Below are 16,307 nucleotides of genomic sequence, written 5' to 3'. Positions count from 1 at the left end.
CGGGGCGGGCCGGTTCGGGGGCGCCGGCCCCTCAGACGCGGTCGGCCGCGGCGAGCTGGGCCAGGTGGCGTTCGGCCGCGCGGAGCTTGCGGCCGTCCGGGCCCGGCAGGCAGGCGCGGAGCTCGATGATCCCGGGGGCGATCCGGATGGCCTCCGCCCGGTCCTGGATCGCCCGCCAGCAGGCCTCGGCGTTGGTGGCCGCCTGCTGGGTCTCCGGGTGGTCCGGGCCCTGGGAGCGGAGCAGCGTCAGGGCCACCTCGCGGTAGATGTCCGCCGCCTCGGCCGTCTTCCCGGCGAGCCGGCACACATGCGCCCGGACCTGCCGCACCTGGAGCACGGGCGCGGAGACGGCGCCGTGCTCGGCGGTCGCCTCCAGTTCGAGGGCGAGGGCGAGATCGGTGGCGGCGGCGTGCTCCCCCGCGTCGGCGCTGCGGACGATCCGGCCGATCACCTCGCGGTAGTCGGCGCGGGGTGCGGGGGCGAGCCGGGGCTCGGGCTGAGGCTCGTGATCGGGCGCGGGCGCGGGTGTGGCGTCCCCGGGCTCGGCGTCCACCGGCGCGACCCCGGCCGGTTCGGCGTCACCGGGCCGGCCGTCGGCCGACACCTCGGCAGCGGGCTCGATGGCCGGCACGGCGCCGGCCGGTTCCGGGGCGGTCGGCGGCGCGGCGTCGGCGGGCACGGCGTCGGCGGGCACGGCGTCCGACGGTTCGGCCGCCGACGGCAGCGGGTCCGAAGGCACGTCGTCCGGAGGCACCGCATCCGCCGGGAGCGCCTTGTCCAGCGTCACCCCGACCGGGGCCGGCGGCTGCCAGGCGTACGGCTTCAGCAGGCTGACGGGCCGGGCCGGCCGCGGAGGGGTGGGGGCGATGTGGGCCTTCAGCAGGTTCACCGGCCCCTCGGGCGGCGTCCCGGCCCCGGCTGCGGCCGTCACGACAGCCACCGGGGCCATCGGGGCCACCACGGACACGGCCACCGGGGTACCCGCGGCGGCGCCCGGCGCGAACGCGGCCGCGGCGGGCTTGTCCAGGGTGACGGGCGGCCGCGGCGCGGGGGTGTCGTGCGGGGCGGCCGGGCGGGGCAGGACGGCGGCCGGGCCCGGGCCGTCGTACGGGACGGCGTCCGGCAGGGGGCCGTCGGCGCGGCGGGCGGTGTTGCGGAAGATCGGGCGGTCGGGCGCGTGGGTGGCCAGGATGACGACGTCCGGGCGAAGCACCGAGTACACCTGCTGGCGCAGCTGTTCGGGCGCCAGGACGGCATCGGCGCCGGGGCGGCCGCCGTGCAGCGCCTCGATCAGGGCGCGGGTGAAGGTGCCGATCTGCTCCGGGTCCGGGCTGACCACCGCCCAGAGCGGGAGGCCGTCGGCGAGCGGCGAGACGGTGCCCTGGAGGAACGGCCAGGCCTGCTGGTCCGCGCTCAGGTCGGCGATGACGAGGGTCTGCCACTCCGCCGGGCGGTGGCGCAGCTCGGCGGCGATGGACTGCCAGGCGAGGCCGTCCTGCCGGACGCTGCCGGGCTTGGAGTCGCGCAGGGTGAGGTGGAGCTGACCGCCGCGCTTGTCGGCGAGCAGGTGGCCGCCGAGATGGACGAGCAGCGGTCCGGGGTGGCGGGCGGCGGCGCGCAGGTGGGCCAGCACGGTGTGCGGGTCGCTGGCGCCGGGGAGGTGGACGGCGTCCACGGCGTCCGCCGCGAGCAGCACCTGCGGTTGCACGGCGGCGAGCATCGCGGACAGCACGGGCGCCTGCGCGGGCCCGCCGCGGCCCCAGGTGCGGCGGCCGGAGGTGCCGTAGCCGCCTTCGACCACCAGGATCCGCCCGCGCGGCGCGGTGCCGAAGCCGTTGGCGCCGGCCAGGCCGACCACGCCGTGGGCGGGGGTGGCGCCGGGCAGGCCGACCGGCGGCGGCGTCGCCGAGGGCGGTGGGACCACGGCGGGCATCCCGGTGACGGTCCATCCGGTGGGCGGCGCGGGCGGCGGGGCGGGGACCGGCGCCGGGGGTTCGTAGAGGGCGGCGGGGCCGGGTGGATGCTCCTCGTACGGGTTGCGCGGCGCACCGGGCGGTACGGCGTCCCAGGGCCCCGCGTCCGCCAGCGGATCGGGACCTCCCGGGACAGCTGTCGTTTCCGCCATCTCTGGTCACCGCCCACCCCGCCGCTCAGCGGCGTCTGATGCCCTTGCCCCGTGGTGCCTGCCACCACGCCGTTTTCCGCCACCCTACGAGATCCCGGCTCACCCGAGCCAGGCCGGGTGGGCGGTCGGCGGACCGTCAGGGTCCTTCGGGTACACCCGGTCCGACTGTCCGTCCGTCGGAGGCGCGCGGAGGCGTCGCCGCGCGGGGGCGCACTCCGGTGACCACGAGGTCGAGCAGGTGCCGGGCCTGTCGCTCCCGGTCCTGACCGTGGGCGGTGGCGATCGCGATCGCGTTGGCCAGGCCGAGCAGTTCGGAGACCGTGACGTCCGCCCTTGCCGCACCCGCCCGCTGGGCCCGGCGCAGGAGTTCGGCACCGGTCGCGCGCACCCGGTCGTGTCGTGCTTCGACCCGGTCGCCGGGCTCGGCGAGCTCCTCCGACAGGAGCACGGCCAGCCCGCGGAAGGTGCCGCTGTGCCGGACGACGGCCAGCAGCCAGGCTTCCAGGGCCGGGCCCGGCGGGAGTTCGGCCGACAGCCGGTCCGCCCGGGCACACAGGCCGCGGACCTGCTCGTCCAGGACGGCCGCGGCCAGTGCCCGGCGCCCCCGGAAGTGGCGGTGCAGCGTCGCCGAGCCGACCCCGGCGTGCCGGGCGATCCGCTCCAGGGAGACCAGCACCCCCTCGTCGGCGAACATCAGCCTGCTGTTCAGCGGACCGGAGGAGGCGGTCCAGCGGGTCGCCGCCGTGGCGGCCACCCTGGCGGTCTCCGACCTGGCGGCCGCGGTCGAGCGGGGGGGTGGCGGCCGGTGCCGTCGTGGTGATGCCCGCCCAGCCCACGCCCAACGGCCACCGCGCGGTCCTGCGCCACCCCGACGGCGGTGTGTGTACGAGTACGTCGGCCCCTGAACCGACCGAGCACCCGGGCCTTGTCCATCGGCCCGGGAGATCCGGGGCCGTACGCACCGGGCGCCCGGCTCGGCCCGCCCGTCGTGCTCACGGAATCGTGGGTTTCCGTGAGCACGGCGGTGGTCACGAGCCCGAGAGGAGGTCGCGCAGGAGGGCGACGGTGTCGGCGTCGAGGTCGCGGCCGGTGCGGCGGCTGAGGGCGTCGAGCCGGTTGACCGCGCGGACGAGCTGGTCGCGGGCGCCGGCGGAGGCGTAGGCGTAGAACAGGTCGCGGTGCAGGAGTTCGACGTCCGGGGCGACGGCGAGGCCGCGGAAGACGGCGGCCTCGGCGCTGCGGTGGTCGCCGTACTGGAGGCGGCGGGCGGCGAGTTCGTGGGCGGTGTCGACGATCGCGGCGATCATGTCCTGCCGCTCGGCCTCGGCCCAGCCGTACGCGGCGGGCGGGGCCTCGGCGAACGGGGCTCCCCGGACCAGGGCGAGGGCGTGGGCGAGGGCCGCGTCCGCCGTGGCGCTGGTGCTGCGCATGCCCCGGCGGTAGAGGCTGCGGAACTCGTCCCAGTCGCAGGTGACGGTCGGGGCGAAGGCGTAGCCCTCGGTGGTGTCGACGGGCAGGAAGGCGCGCCCCTCGGTCGAGTTGCCGAACCAGGCGGCCAGGTCGGCGAGTTTGCCGGGCAGCGGGCTCTTGGCGTCGGCGACGGTGGGGTGCGGGTCGAGGTGGGCCGCGCCGGGGTGCAGGTCGTGGTCGAGCGCGGCGTGGTCGGCGCCGGGGCGCAGCGCCAGGTAGGCGGCGAGCTCGGTGAGCCGCAGCAGGGCGGTCGGGTCGGCCGTGCCGCTCGTGCACGCCACGTCGACGGGGCCGAGGAGGCGGATCCGGGGGGCGGTGCGGACGGCGTGCGCCTCCGGGGAGCGGAGGATGGCGAGCAGGTCGTCGCTGTCGGAGCGGCCGGAGGAGGTGCGGGCCACCGGGGCGACGGCGGCCGGACCGGGCTCGGCGGCCGAACCGGCAGCCGACTCGGTGACAGGCTCGGCGGCAGGCTCGGGCTCGGCGGCGGCTGCGGCTGCGGCTGCGGCTGCGGGGGACGGTTCGGGGGACGGTTCCGGGCGGGCCGGGACGCGCGGGTCGGTGCCGGTGGGCGCGGGCGCGGGATCGTGGGTCGGCAGGGGTTCGGCGGGCGGCTGCGGCGGCACCGGCCGGGCGGGGTCCACGGGCTCGACCGGCGACACCGGGGCCACCGGGGCCACCGACGGCACCGGGGCCACCGGGACGACCGCCTCGACGGCGGCGGGCAGTCGGAGGTTCTGCGTGGTCTCGTCGATGTCCGGCTCGGCATCCGGCGCGACGTCGAACCCGGCGGCCGGTCCCGCGTCCGGCCCGGCGTCGCCCGTCCGGGCGGGCGGCACGGCGGGGGTGCCGGCCCGCCGGCCGAGGCCGTTGACGATGTAGCGGGCCCCCGGCGCGGCGGGCGCGGCCGGGTCGGTGCCCGCGAAGGGGCTGGCGCCGGTGCCGATGACCCGGGCGATCAGCCGCGGACCGGCCGCCTCGGTGCCGCCGTCCACCTCGCCGGAGGTCTCCGTGCGCGCGCCGACGGCGGCCAGCACCGGTACGCCGGAGGGGAGTTCGGCCGGTTCGAGGTCGGTGCCGGGGCCGTCCAGGGTCCAGGCGGGGGCGGGGTGCTGGGTGGTGTCGTCGGCGGCCCTGAGCAGTTCGGAGACCTGCTCGTACTGCCGGGTGGTCAGGCGCTGGAGCTCCAGGGTGAGGTGCAGCCCGGGGATGGTGGCCTGGCCGGTGGAGGGCAGGGTCCAGCGGGCGACCGGGCCGGTGCCGCGCTCGGGCGCGCGGGTGACCACGGCGACGCACGTCCGGGGGCGGGCGTCGAGCAGGCGGCCGAGTTCGGCCGGGATCTCGCCACCGGGCTGCTGGGCGCAGAGCACGATCTCCGGGACCCAGGACTCGTCGGCCTGGCCGCGGCTGCGCGCGTCCCGGGGGCTGGCGGCCTCGGCGGCGACCAGCGTGGCGCGGGCCTTGGCGGTGCGCGGGCCGAGCGCGGTGAGGGCGGCCTCCAGGGTGGGGTGGCGGTGGACGCGCTCGGCGGCCGGGCCGCTGATCGGCAGCTCCTCGACGAGGTCCACCAGGTGCAGGTGGAGGCGGTCCGCGAGCGGGCTGTGGGCCAGCTCGATGGCGAGGGTGCGCAGCACGTCCCGGGCGTCGTCCGGGTGGCCGGACAGGTGGAGCAGCCGGACGGTCTCCAGGTCGGCGAGGACCACCGAACCGTCCGGCGAGGAGCCGAGGGTGACCAGGGCCGGGTAGGGCGCGGCGGTCTTGCGGGCCTGGGCGGGCGAGAGCAGTTCGCCGGAGTCGGCGGCGCACCACCAGATGTTGGGCGTGTGGGCGGCGCGGAACGGGGCGATCGGGGCGGCCGGGCCGGCGAGGTGCAGCTCGACCGTGCGGCCCGCGGTGATCCGGGCGGCGACGATGGCGGGCAGCCGCTTGCCGCCGCGCACGGTGTTGCGGGCCATGGTGCGCAGGGCGCGGTCGAGCAGGTCGAGGCCGCTGTCGTCCTGGCGGGCCTTGAGCTCGGCCTCGAAGGCGGCGGCCGGGGCGGCGGGCATGGCGATGCGGTGCCGGGGACGGCGGGCGCGCAGCTGGGCGCCGCGCTTGCGGGCGACGGCACCGACCATGACGGCGGCGAGCAGGACGCCGACGGTGGAGGCGGCGAGGGCGACGGTGTAGTCGTCGCTCGTGGCGTCCTCGGCGTGGGCGGCGGGGGCCTGGCCCGGTGCCTGGCCGGGGGCCTGCGTCGCGGGCGCGGGGGCCGGGGCGGGCGCCTGGGTGGCGGGGGCGGACGGCGCGGGGGCCGGAGCCTGGTCGGCGGGAGCCGGGGCCGGAGCGGGTGCGGGCGCGGGAGCAGGCGTGGCCGCCCCCGGGACGGTCAGCACCATCCCCGGCACCACCACGTCCGGGTCCGTCAGCCGCTCGCCGTCCGGCGCCTGGGCGCCCTTGTTCGCCTCGAACAGCTGCGGCCAGGCCTCGGCGTCGCCCAGCTCCCGCTGCGCGATGCCCGACAGACTGTCCCCGGCGGCGACCGTCACCGTGGCGTGCCCGGCGCCGGTGGTCCCGGACTGCGGTGCGGTCGGAGCCGGCGGCGCGGGGGCCGGGGCGGGCGCCGGTGCCGGGGCCTTGGCGTCGCCCGGCATCAGCAGCTCCCAGCCGGGCTGGATCGGCCGGTCCGCGTCGAAGCGGATTCCCGAACCGTCCATCACCCGGCCGTCGTTGAGCTTGGCGATCTCCACCCAGCGCTCCCCCGAGCCGAGTTGACGCTCGGCGATGGACCAGAGGCTGTCGGCCGGGCGGCTGTCGCGCACGGTGTAGGTGGGGTTCTGCTCGGCGGCGGGCGTCAGCGCGGGCGCCGCCTGCGCGGCGGTCAGCGCGGCCCGCTGCACGCCGGCGGTCAACTGGGCCGGGGCCGAGGCGGCCGGGGCCCGGTCGGGGGCGGCGGCGAAGGCCGAACCGGCGACCGGCAGCAGGGCGATCACCGAACCGACCAGCCCGGCCGCGACCCGCTGGCTCCAGCCGAACGCCGGGATCCGCCGGGCGATCCGGCCGCGCAGCTGGGCCGGGATCTCCAGCAGGACGGAGAGCGCGAAGCAGAGCCACCCCAGCCAGCCGATCGCGACCAGCAGCCAGAGGAAGAGCCGCCCGTCGTCCGGGCTGGTCAGCGCCTGGCCGAGGCCGTCCGGCGCGACCTCGCCCATCGCGGCCACCGCCTGGGTGCCGTAGAGCAGCAGGGCGGGGACGCCGACCAGCAGGCCGAGCAGGGCGACCAGCGCGGCGAGCGCGGTGAGTACGGATCCACCGCGGCCGCGGCGGGGCGGCAGCGGCGCCGGCCGGCGGCCGGGCGCCGGGGAGGCTGGCCCGCCACGGGCCGAACGTCCGGCTCGGGCTTGGTCCTTGGCACGTGGCGCGGCCATCAGTCGGTCTCCGCTTTCTCGACTCCGTGGACGAGGGTCGCACTGCCCTTGCCCGTCACCTTCTGTTTGCCGAGTTCGCCCAGCAGGGCCGGCCGGTAGTCCGCCTGCACCGTGATGGTGACGACCGAACCGTCGCCGGAGAACTCGACGTTGTGGACGGCGAGGCCGTACAGGCCGAGGTAGCTGTTGGCGGCCTCTTTGACGTACTCCTGCTTGACCCGGTACCCCTCGCCCTGGAGCACGGCGGCCTCGTCGAGCTGCTGGCCGCCCACCCGGGCGGCCTCCTGGGCGTAGCCGTCGGTCCGTTCGGCGACCCGCAGCCGGCCGCCTGCGTCGATGACCAGGGCGATCACCAGGACCAGGAACGCGGCGCAGATCGCCACGAAGATCGCGATCGCACCCTGGTCCGACCGGCCGCGCCGGGCACCCAGGGCACGCAGGAAGCCCCGGCCACGCGGGACGCCCGAGTCACCCGGGCCACGCAGGCCGTCCCGCCCGCCCGGGGCACCCCGGCCAGCCGGGCCGTCTCCCACGGGTGTGCGCACCATCACGCCCCCTCCCGCACGTTCGTCTCCCCACCGGCTCCCTCGGGAACCGTTCCGCTTCGTACCGTCATCCCCCGGGCGCTCTCCGCTTGCGTCTCCCCCGCGCGGGCCGTTCCCAATCCCCGGGCTGTCACCAATCCCCGGCGGGGGTATCCCGTCGGGCCCCGCCCGGGCCCACTCCCGGTCACTCGCCGCGGTACCGGTCGAGGACGGAGGTGAACTCCCCGACGAGGTGCTTCGTCAGCGGCATCCTCGGCCCGAACAGCAGGTCGTCCAGGCCGACGTCGCAGCGCACCGTCACCTTGACGGTCCTGATCGCCCTGCCCCGGACCTCGATCTGGCCGTCCGTGGCCTGGACGTCCAGGCCGCGGCAGTCGACGCCCTGCTGGCGCAGGGTGTCCACGGCCGTCGTCCGGGCCAGGTCCCTCATGCTCTCCACGCCGCGCGCCATCGAGACCGTCCGGGCCGCCGAGCGGGCCGCCGCCTCCACCGTGCCGGCCGTGGTCTGCACCCGGCCGGCGGCGATGGCCACCAGGATCAGGCCGACGACGCCCGGGGCGACGATCGCCGCCTCGATCGCCACCCCGCCGCCGTCCCGCCCGCGGGCCGACCGCCGCGCGCGGGTGGTCCGCCACCACCGGGCCGAGCGCCTCACGGCGCCGTCTTCGGGGGGACGAACCGCTCGCGCGGCGCCTCGGCGTGCTGGGTGATGGTCGGCGGAGTGACGCCGGGTATCAGGATCGGCGGCGTCACTTCGACGGTGACCCTGATCAGCACCGGCGTACTCCCGTCCGTGCTCACGCGGTAGTCGCGCTCGCCCTGCCGGCCGAGGAAGTCCTCGGCCTGCCGCCTCGCCGCGGCGTCCTTCACCGCGTCGCTCGCGTTCCCCTGCACCCGGCCGGCGTCCACACCCTCGCGGGCGGCGGTGAGCGCGAGTTGGCGGTTGTACCACCACATCGAGCCCTGGACGACGATCAGGACGAGCAGGAGCACCACGGGGAAGACGATGGCCAGGCTCAGGCTCATCGCCCCGCGGTCGGTGCGGCGACGGGGTCGGCGAATCACCCGGTCGCACCTCCCCCGCCCGCGCCCGGCAGGTTCGGGTCCTCCTTGACCTTGTTCACGACCTTGTCCTTCAGCGCGTACAGGGCCACCGCGACGGCCCCGGCGACGAAGACCAAGGCGATGATCGCCAGGGCGAGTTCGATGCTGATGGCACCGCGGTCGCCACGGGCCCGGGCGGCGCGCAGCCGGCCCACCCGGAAGTGGAAGAGCAGCAGGGCGAACTGGACGGGTAGCAGGGCCGGCCGGATCAACCGGCCTGCCAGGTTCTTCAGTTGGACGTTCATCGGGACTCCCGGGGTGTGGTGTGGTGACTGCTGATCACAACTGCCTGTGTACTGATCTCAGTTGAGCATCTGGTGCAGCGCGGGGAAGACGATCAGGACGGTCATCAGCAGGGTCAGCGCGGCCCCGGGAGCGACCATCCGCTCACTGTCGGCGTTGGCGCGGGCCAGGTCCTCGGCGAGCAGTTCGCCGCGCAGGCCCTTGGCCCGGGCCCGCAGCGTGTCGTAGACGGCGGCGCCGTCGGTGCCGGAGATCCGCATGATGTCCGCGACGTCCTGCAGCGGGGTCAGCCCGAGCTCGACGGCGAGCGCGTCCAGGCCGGCCCAGGGCGGCAGCCGGTCGGTGGCGGCCCGGTCCAGGGCCTCCCGGATCCGGCGGAAGACCGGGCCGCGCCCGACCGAGGCGGCCCGGCGCAGCGCCTCGGCGGGCCCGCAGTCGGCGGCCCGTTCGAGCGCGACGAGCTCCAGGTAGGCGGCGATGCCGTGCAGGTACTCGGTCCGCGCCTCCTTGGCCTCGCCGCGCACGATGGCGTCCGGGACGAACCAGAGCAGCCCGGCCAGCAGCGGCCCGAGCAGCAGCGGCAGGGCGAACGGCAGGCCCATGTCCAGCAGCACCGCCATCGCCGCCAGATAGGCCGGGAGGACCAGGCCGATCAGGGCGAAGAGCAGCTTGTGCGCCATGAACCGGGCGGGGGCGCGGCCGATCAGCGACAGCTCGCGCTGCGGGATCCGCACGCCGCGCAGGCCGATCGAGCGCTCGCCGATCCGGTCGAACCAGCGCGGCCGCTCGTCCGGGTCGGGCACCCGGTCGGCGGGGGTGCGGTGCAGCCGGTCCAGCGCCTGGCCCAGGTCGGGCGGGGCGGGGCGGAGTTCGGACACCAGCAGGGCGACGCCGCCGGCCGCGATCGCGCCGGCCAGCACGGACCAGGGGGAGATCACCGCACCTCCCCGAGGTGTCGTTCGCCGTCGGTGGCGTCGGTCTGTTCCGCGCCCGGTCCGGACCGCCGGCCGGCCCGGCTGCGCCGGTCGGCCTCCAGCAGCCGGGGCACCGGCGGGTGCGAGGCGAGCGCGCGCATCCAGGCGATCACCGCCACGAACAGCGCGGCCACCACGCCGAGCACCACCTGCCCCAGCAGGGAGCTGTACGGCCTGGTGTAGTCGGTGTTGAACGAGCCGAGGGTGACGACCAGCACGATGATGCCGACCAGCCAGCGGATGGTGGTGCGGTGCTTGGCCCGGTCGGCCTCGATGACGCGGCGCTGGCGGACCTCCTCGCGGACCGAGTCGGCCATGTCGGAGAGGGCCCGGGCGAGGCCGGGACCGCTGTCCCCGGCCCGCAGCAGCAGGGCGGCTAGCACCTTGTCCGCGGTGGCGTCGGCGATGCTGTCGGCGAAGGCGCGCAGCGCCTCCTCGGGCCGCCAGCGGGCCTGCAGCCGGGCGGCCAGCTCACCCACCTCCTCCTCCAGCGCGGCCGGGGCGGTCCGGCGGCTGGTGACGATGGCCTGGTTGAGGCCGACGCCGAGCAGCAGCACGTCCGCGATGCGCTGGGTCCACTCGGAGAGCGCCTCCAGCCGTTCGATCCGGTGGGTGTCGGGTCGGGTGGTGTCGAACAGCCAGGGCAGCCCGAAGACGGCCAGCGGCACCAGCAGCGCGGTCAGCGGGATGCCGGTGAACAGCCAGGCCAGGGCCGCGCCGATCAGTGCCAGCGGCAGCTGGACCCGGCGCAGCCGCGCCACCCGGGCGGGGGCGGTGCCGGGGGCGCCGTACCAGAAGACGTGGGCGCGGCCGGCCAGCGGGTTGGCCGGCGTGCGGTCGCCGTCCCCCTCCTCGCCGGTCCCCGCGCTGCCGCGGGCCCAGGCCACCAGGGCGACCAGGCCGGTGGCGACCAGCAGTCCGCACAGGGCGAAGAGCAGCATCATCGCGCGCCACCGCCGATCCGCAGCTGGAGCGGCGCGGTCCAGCTCCCGTACCGGGAGCCGAGCAGCGAGGCGTCGAAGCCGGCCCGGCGCAGGTCGTCCAGGCAGTTCGGCGGGGTGTGCGGGACGGCGCGCGGCTCGCCCAGGTCGGGGCGCGGGCCGAACACCGTGTTCAGCGCGGGCCGGCCGCTCTCGCCGAGGCCGGTGACCTCCATGACGTGCGAGACGAAGCGGTGGCGGCGGCCGCCGACGGCCGTCTCGTCGACCATCGCGACGTGCACGATGAGGTCCACGGCGTTGGCGGTGAGGCGGTAGGCGAGCATGTCGGTCATGTGCGAGCCGTACTCCAGGCAGAGTTCGGCGATCCGGTCGACCACCATGTGCGGGCCGCGCGCGTGCAGGGTGCACATCGAGCCGCCCTCGCCGTTGGTCATCACGCGCAGCATCGGGACGACCTCGCCGGAGCGGACCTCGCCGACGATGATCCGGGAGAGGGTCATCCGCAGCGCGGCCGGGATGAGGTCGCCGATCGTCAGCTCGCCCGCCATCCGGCCCTCGACGCGCTCGCCGTTGCCCTCGCGGGCCTCCATCGGGACGACCTGGCGCAGATGGCCGAGGGTGTGCAGCCAGAGCTCGAACTCCGACTCCAGGGTGCCGATCCGTTCGTCCGGCGGGATCTCGGCGGCCATCGCGCGCAGCAGGCTGGTCTTGCCGACGCCCTGGGTGCCGGTGATCATCACGTTCTTCCTGGCCCGGATCGCCGAGCCCAGGAAGGCGGCCAGGGTGGAGTCCAGGGTGCCGAGCTGGACCATCTCGGTGAGCGTCGCCGAGGCCACCCGGTGACGGCGGATCGCCACGTACGGGCGCGGCGTCACCTCGGTGAGCGCCTGGAGGCGCATGCCGCCCTCCAGCCGCAGCGCGAGCGTCGGGCTGGCGGTGGAGAGGCTGCGCTCGCCGCCGCCGTGCTGCCGGGCGAGGTCCTGGAGCAGTTCGACGAGTTCGGCGTCGCTGTCGGCCACCGGCGGTACCTGGCGCAGGGGTTGGTGCACCCGGGAGACCCAGACGTCGTCGCAGCCGTTGATCAGGATGTTCTCGATGTCCGGGTCGTCCAGGTAGGGCTGGAGCCGGCCGGCCCGGAAGAGCAGGTCGAAGACGGCCTCGGCGAGGGCGCGGTCCTGCTCCCGGGTCGGCGGGATGCCGTGGGTCTGCGCGTAGGCGTCGGACCAGCGGGCGACGGCCTCCTCGATCAGCGCCCGGCCGCGCTGGCGGCGGGTGGCGCGGTCCGGCTCGGCACCGGAGGTGGTGGTCAGCCGGGTGATCTGCTGGTGCAGTTCGGCCGCCACCTGGCGCTTGAGCTCGCGCGCCACCTGCGGGTCGACGGCCGGCCGGGTGCCGGCGCCGCGCCGGTCGAGCGCGGGCAGCTGGGAGGGGACGGCGGTGGGCGTCGCGGCGCCGCCCTGGTGGGCGCCCGGGTACCCGCCCCCGTGCGGCGGCTGGGGCGCTCCGGGCGCGATCGGCCCGGGCCGGACCGGACCGGGTGCGACCGGGCCGGGGGCGACCGGACCGGCCTGGGGCACCGGCTGGGGCGCCGCCCAGGGCAGCGCGGCCGGGTCGGCCGCCGGGTGCTGATGCAGGGGGCTACCGCGCACGGAGCACCTCCCCGTAGGTGACGTGCGGCTGCTGCTGCGGCGCCTGGCCGTGGGGCTGGGGCGGCTGCGCGTACGGCTGCGGGTGGGCGGGCTGCGCGTACGGCTGCGGCTGGACGGACTGCGGCTGCCCGTACGGCTGCGACGGCCCGTACTGCTGCGGTGCGCCCGGCGACTGCTGCGGCTGGACGTACTGCTGTGGCTGGACGTGCTGCTCCGGTCGGACGTGCGGCGAGGGCGCGGCATGCTTCGGCGGCCGGGCCTGCTGCGGGGGCTGGACGTGCTGCGGTGGCTGGACATGTTGCGGCTGGACGTGTGCCGGGAACGGCGCCGGCGCGGCCGGCTGGGGCGCCAGCCCCGCGAGCGGCGCCACCGGCCCGGTGGTGATCACCGGCGGCGCGCCGTGCTGCGGCGGCTGGCCGAACGACGGGGACGGCTGCTGCGGTGGCTGGGCCGCCTGCGGCGGGTACCCGGACGGCTCCCCCTCGGCCGTCGGCGCCGCCGCGACCTGCGCGGGCGCGGCCGAGGGCGCCAGCCGCTGCCGGCGGCGGCGCACCAGCAGCTGCACCTCGTCGGCCGCCGACCGGGCGGTGCGCATCAGCTCCGAGCGGATGAACCGCCGGTCGGTGATGTCCCCGCCGTCCGACAGCACCCGCGCGGTGCGCACCGCGTGCGGCAGCTGCCCGAGCACCGGCAGCCCGAACTCGCGCGCCACCTCCGCCCCCGAGTACGGCCCCTCGGTGACCAGCAGCAGCCCCAGGGCGTCCGCCCCGGTGCCGGCCGTCGCCAGGTCCTCGGCCAGCGCGGCCAGCCGGGGCCGGACCGCGCTCAGCCCGCGCAGCGTGGTCCGTACGGTGGCCGCCACCACGTCGGCCCGCCGGGCCAGCACGGCGCTGGTCCCGGTGGCGCCGGAGCGCCCGAGGTCCAGGATCACGTCGTAGCCCTGCTGTTCGAGGCCGTGCAGCACCTCCATCAGCGGCTCCCAGGTGTAGGCGAGCCCGGGCGCCTGGGTGGGGTCGGTCAGCCCGGGCAGCAGCAGCCGGTCGGCGCCGCCCTCGGGCGAGAGGTCGATCAGCTGTTCCCAGAGCGCCTGGGCGAGCAGCCCGCGCCGGTCCGCGACGGCGAGGTTGCGCAGCCCGTACACGGCCTCGACCCGGCCCTCCAGCGCGCCGGCGAGCACCGCGCCGCCGTCCGGGTCGCACTCCACCAGCAGGACCCGGCGCCCCGGCTGCAGCGGCCAGGCCAGCAGCAGCGCCAGTGCCGTCGTGGTCGCGCCCGGGGCCCCCGGGCCGCCGACCACCGCGATCACGGCCATCTCAGGCCCCACCCGCCCCGGACTGCGACGCGGACGGGGCGGCCGTCCCCGGGGCGGTGCCCGACGGGGCCGTGCCCGACGGCGTGGGGGTCGCCGCGGGGGTGCCGGGAGCGCCGCCCGACGGCGCGCCGCCCGCCGCCGCGCCGCGCGGCGCCAGCACCACCTGGATCCGCCCGCTCGCCACCCAGGCGGCCAGCCGGGCGGCGTCGGCCGCCGGCACCGCCACGTCCACCACCTGGCTGCCGTCGGTGTCCACCCGCCCGATCGTGGTGACCACCGCGGCCAGCGAGTCCGGACGGCCGGTGTCCGGGGTGAAGACCACGACGATCTGCGCGCCCGGCTGGAGCCTGGTGGCCGGCAGCTGGGTGCGCTTGGCCGAGACCCCGACCACCAGCTGCCCCGGCTGCACCGTCAGCGCCTGTGCGAGGTCCGCCTTCAGCAGCAGCGCGCCGCGCCTCAGGTCCGTGGCGGCCCGCATCCCGACCGCGTCCTTCCGGTCGACGGCCCCCAGCGGCTTGAGCGCCGGATCGCTCGCGATCCGCGCCACCACCAGGTCGGCGTCGGTCACCACCTGCCCGTACGGCACGTCCCGGGCGAGCGCCAGCACGGCGACCCGCTGCCCGGTGCTGTTGTAGAGCACCGCGCCGCCCAGCCCACCGGCGGCTATCAGCGCCACCGCCATCGCCAGCACGGCCGGCCGCCGCCGCCTCGCCCGCAGCGTCCGCCCCGGTGAGTGCGGTGTGGCGCGCCCCTGCTCCGGCTCCACCACGGACACCCCCGCCGCCCCGGACGCGCCGGATCCCGGCGTCGCAAATGTACGGTTCTCCACCGGGTTCCGGCCTTCCCACGTCGTTGAGGACTGTGCAGTGTTGAGGACAGTGCTGTGTTCGGACAGTGCCGCGCTCGGGAGGCGCCGCGCCGGTCCCCGCACCGGACGGCTACTCCCTTCGCCCGGCGGTCAGTTGAGGACCTGCACCTCGGCCACCCGCAGTTCGAGGTCGGTCATCCGGGTCATCTGGAGCGGGTCGATCTTCTGGTTGCTGCCGGTGACGGTGACATAGGCCGTCCAGTGCGCCGTGACGCTCCCGAAGAACGTGCCGGTCGGCAAGGTGGCCGAGCCCTTGGCGAACACGTGCCCGCAGGTGGGCGACGCGGCGGCACCGTACGCGGGGTCGTACGGCGTCCCGGGGGCGGCCTGTCCCTCGCACGTCTCGACCCTGCCGTCACCGAGGTCCCAGACCACCCGGTCCAGCTTGGGGGTGACCGTCACCGAGAGGGTGTTGCCGTGCACCGTCACCGGGGCCGGCACCGCGGAACCCTTCGACTGGTCCAGCCAGAGCCAGACCGGCACGCCCACGACCGCCGTGCCCTGGGGCGCGATGCCCGGCACCGGGGCGGGGAAGGTGATGCGGTCGGCCGCCTGCCTGGCGAGCGCGGCCGGGTTGTCCGGCGGCGGGCCGGCCGGCGCCTGGGCGAAGAACGTGGGTTGGGGCGCGCTCTGCCCGCCGTCGGACGAGCGGCAGGTCTTGTCGTAGACCGCCCCGTCCGAGGGCTTGTGGCCCTCCCAGTCGGGCGAGTCCGCCGGGGGCTGCGGGTTGGTGAGCTGGTAGTAGCAGCCGGTCGAGTTGCTGAACCAGCCCAGCTCCGGGTCGTGGCAGGGCCACTCCACGTCGTGGTAGCTGCAGAGCTCGGGACCGCCGCCGCCCCCGCCGCCCCCGCCGCCGGTACCGGGGGTGGGCTTGGTGCCCGGTTCGTTGGTGCCCGCACAGATCACGTTCACCGTGCAGTGGTTGACCTCCCCACCGGGCGTCGGGTCCGCCGCCGCGGGGACCACGGGGGATAACAGCAAAGCGGCGAACACCATCGCGCGGATCGCGAATCGCCGTACGGGTTTCAGCATGTTCGGTCCACCTCCCGCTTGAACTCGTAGATCAGCCACCGGGCATCGAACTTCCGTAGGGAAACCGTCGCGATGTACCGCGTCAGCCGTTCCCGCGGATCCTTTGTCGCACGGGTGGTGGCATCGGCCTGATGCCAGCCCGTCACATCGAGGCAGTCCTCGATCACGGCGGTCTGTGGAGCGGCCGTCAGATCAAGGGTCTTCACCACGGGGGAATTCCGCGGGCTGCCGATCATCACCATTTTGGCGTCGTGGAGCTGACGGAGATTGACGAGGGCTCCGCCCAACGCGCTCCCCGAGGAGTAGGCCTCCAGCGTGGAACCGTCCGAATCGGAACGGCCGAAAGCCTCCGTCTGCGCCGTCCACCAGTCCTGATAGGTCCTCAGCACCGCACGGCCCGCCGCCCCTTCGGGGCCTTCGGTCGGCGCGATCCGGTCGTTTGCGGGACCACCCGAAGGAGCTACCGGGGTCACCGCCGCGACACTGGGCGCAGTCGTCCCCAGGCGGTCGACGGAACCGGCGTCACCGCTGGCCGCACACGCGCTCAGCAGCATCGCCAAAACCACCCCACTGGCCCCAACAACCCCAGGGCGCACCACAATTCCGCGCTGCCGCATCGCCCCACCTCATCGCGACCGAC

The 16,307-nt window shown here is 76.5% G+C and carries 14 protein-coding genes; all 14 read right to left on the bottom strand.

Annotation, left to right across the window (positions count from 1 at the left end; translation table 11 throughout):
* Nucleotides 1-31: 31 nt before the first annotated feature.
* The 14 genes from ACIQIB_RS03885 to ACIQIB_RS03820 all read right to left on the bottom strand — a co-directional run bounded on the left by ACIQIB_RS03885 (nt 32) and on the right by ACIQIB_RS03820 (nt 16,221).
* On the bottom strand, nt 32-2,125 hold the full coding sequence (locus tag ACIQIB_RS03885) for a hypothetical protein (protein ID WP_400756492.1): 2,094 nt from the start codon (nt 2,123-2,125) through the stop codon (nt 32-34).
* Nucleotides 2,126-2,261: 136 nt separating this feature from the next.
* Nucleotides 2,262-2,879, bottom strand: coding sequence for a TetR/AcrR family transcriptional regulator (locus tag ACIQIB_RS03880; RefSeq protein ID WP_400756490.1), 618 nt, complete (start codon nt 2,877-2,879; stop codon nt 2,262-2,264).
* A 274-nt stretch (nt 2,880-3,153) separates the two neighbouring features.
* The gene (locus tag ACIQIB_RS03875) at nt 3,154-6,999 is read right to left on the bottom strand and encodes a LysM peptidoglycan-binding domain-containing protein (RefSeq protein WP_400756488.1); all 3,846 of its coding nucleotides are present in this window, start codon (nt 6,997-6,999) and stop codon (nt 3,154-3,156) included.
* Nucleotides 6,999-7,547 carry a hypothetical protein gene (locus ACIQIB_RS03870; protein ID WP_363606503.1) on the bottom strand — a complete coding sequence of 183 codons (549 nt, stop codon included), beginning with the start codon at nt 7,545-7,547 and terminating at the stop codon, nt 6,999-7,001. Before ACIQIB_RS03870 ends, ACIQIB_RS03875 begins: the two co-directional genes overlap by 1 nt.
* A 181-nt stretch (nt 7,548-7,728) precedes the next feature.
* On the bottom strand, nt 7,729-8,199 hold the full coding sequence (locus tag ACIQIB_RS03865; RefSeq protein WP_400756486.1) for a TadE family protein: 471 nt from the start codon (nt 8,197-8,199) through the stop codon (nt 7,729-7,731).
* Nucleotides 8,196-8,570: a TadE/TadG family type IV pilus assembly protein gene (locus tag ACIQIB_RS03860; RefSeq protein ID WP_400756485.1), complete on the bottom strand. Its 375-nt coding sequence runs from the start codon at nt 8,568-8,570 to the stop codon at nt 8,196-8,198. The genes ACIQIB_RS03865 and ACIQIB_RS03860 overlap by 4 nt, the downstream gene beginning before the upstream one ends.
* 35 nt (nt 8,571-8,605) lie before the next feature.
* On the bottom strand, nt 8,606-8,893 hold the full coding sequence (locus ACIQIB_RS03855) for a hypothetical protein (RefSeq protein WP_400649414.1): 288 nt from the start codon (nt 8,891-8,893) through the stop codon (nt 8,606-8,608).
* Between the two features lie 57 nt (nt 8,894-8,950).
* Nucleotides 8,951-9,829 carry a hypothetical protein gene (locus ACIQIB_RS03850; RefSeq protein WP_363606496.1) on the bottom strand — a complete coding sequence of 293 codons (879 nt, stop codon included), beginning with the start codon at nt 9,827-9,829 and terminating at the stop codon, nt 8,951-8,953.
* Nucleotides 9,826-10,809: a type II secretion system F family protein gene (locus tag ACIQIB_RS03845; RefSeq protein WP_363606495.1), complete on the bottom strand. Its 984-nt coding sequence runs from the start codon at nt 10,807-10,809 to the stop codon at nt 9,826-9,828. Before ACIQIB_RS03845 ends, ACIQIB_RS03850 begins: the two co-directional genes overlap by 4 nt.
* Complete coding sequence (locus ACIQIB_RS03840; RefSeq protein ID WP_363606494.1) at nt 10,806-12,455, bottom strand: ATPase, T2SS/T4P/T4SS family; 1,650 nt, start codon at nt 12,453-12,455, stop codon at nt 10,806-10,808. Before ACIQIB_RS03840 ends, ACIQIB_RS03845 begins: the two co-directional genes overlap by 4 nt.
* A complete protein-coding gene (locus ACIQIB_RS03835; protein ID WP_400756483.1) occupies nt 12,445-13,767 on the bottom strand; it encodes a hypothetical protein in 1,323 nt (440 codons plus the stop codon). Before ACIQIB_RS03835 ends, ACIQIB_RS03840 begins: the two co-directional genes overlap by 11 nt.
* A gap of 1 nt (nt 13,768) precedes the next feature.
* Entirely contained in the window at nt 13,769-14,533 is a 765-nt protein-coding gene (locus ACIQIB_RS03830) for an SAF domain-containing protein (protein ID WP_400756482.1), read from the bottom strand.
* Between the two features lie 192 nt (nt 14,534-14,725).
* Nucleotides 14,726-15,667 carry a hypothetical protein gene (locus tag ACIQIB_RS03825; protein WP_400649425.1) on the bottom strand — a complete coding sequence of 314 codons (942 nt, stop codon included), beginning with the start codon at nt 15,665-15,667 and terminating at the stop codon, nt 14,726-14,728.
* Complete coding sequence (locus ACIQIB_RS03820) at nt 15,661-16,221, bottom strand: hypothetical protein (RefSeq protein WP_400649428.1); 561 nt, start codon at nt 16,219-16,221, stop codon at nt 15,661-15,663. The genes ACIQIB_RS03825 and ACIQIB_RS03820 overlap by 7 nt, the downstream gene beginning before the upstream one ends.
* Nucleotides 16,222-16,307: the final 86 nt, after the last annotated feature.

Origin of the sequence: Kitasatospora sp. NPDC092286 (assembly GCF_044755565.1) — a bacterium.
Classification (GTDB): domain Bacteria; phylum Actinomycetota; class Actinomycetes; order Streptomycetales; family Streptomycetaceae; genus Kitasatospora.
The sequence above is the reverse complement of the archived record's forward strand: the minus strand, read 5'-3'. Positions and strand labels throughout refer to the sequence as shown.

Bases quoted from the DNA above. Each gene is read 5' to 3' on its own strand.
- ACIQIB_RS03845 (WP_363606495.1), bottom strand. From the start codon at position 10,809: ATGATGCTGCTCTTCGCCCTGTGCGGACTGCTGGTCGCCACCGGCCTG.
- ACIQIB_RS03835 (WP_400756483.1), bottom strand. From the start codon at position 13,767: ATGGCCGTGATCGCGGTGGTCGGCGGCCCGGGGGCCCCGGGCGCGACC.
- ACIQIB_RS03870 (WP_363606503.1), bottom strand. From the start codon at position 7,547: ATGGTGCGCACACCCGTGGGAGACGGCCCGGCTGGCCGGGGTGCCCCG.
- ACIQIB_RS03825 (WP_400649425.1), bottom strand. From the start codon at position 15,667: ATGCTGAAACCCGTACGGCGATTCGCGATCCGCGCGATGGTGTTCGCC.
- ACIQIB_RS03820 (WP_400649428.1), bottom strand. From the start codon at position 16,221: ATGCTGCTGAGCGCGTGTGCGGCCAGCGGTGACGCCGGTTCCGTCGAC.
- ACIQIB_RS03885 (WP_400756492.1), bottom strand. From the start codon at position 2,125: ATGGCGGAAACGACAGCTGTCCCGGGAGGTCCCGATCCGCTGGCGGAC.
- ACIQIB_RS03875 (WP_400756488.1), bottom strand. From the start codon at position 6,999: ATGGCCGCGCCACGTGCCAAGGACCAAGCCCGAGCCGGACGTTCGGCC.
- ACIQIB_RS03855 (WP_400649414.1), bottom strand. From the start codon at position 8,893: ATGAACGTCCAACTGAAGAACCTGGCAGGCCGGTTGATCCGGCCGGCC.
- ACIQIB_RS03860 (WP_400756485.1), bottom strand. From the start codon at position 8,570: ATGAGCCTGAGCCTGGCCATCGTCTTCCCCGTGGTGCTCCTGCTCGTC.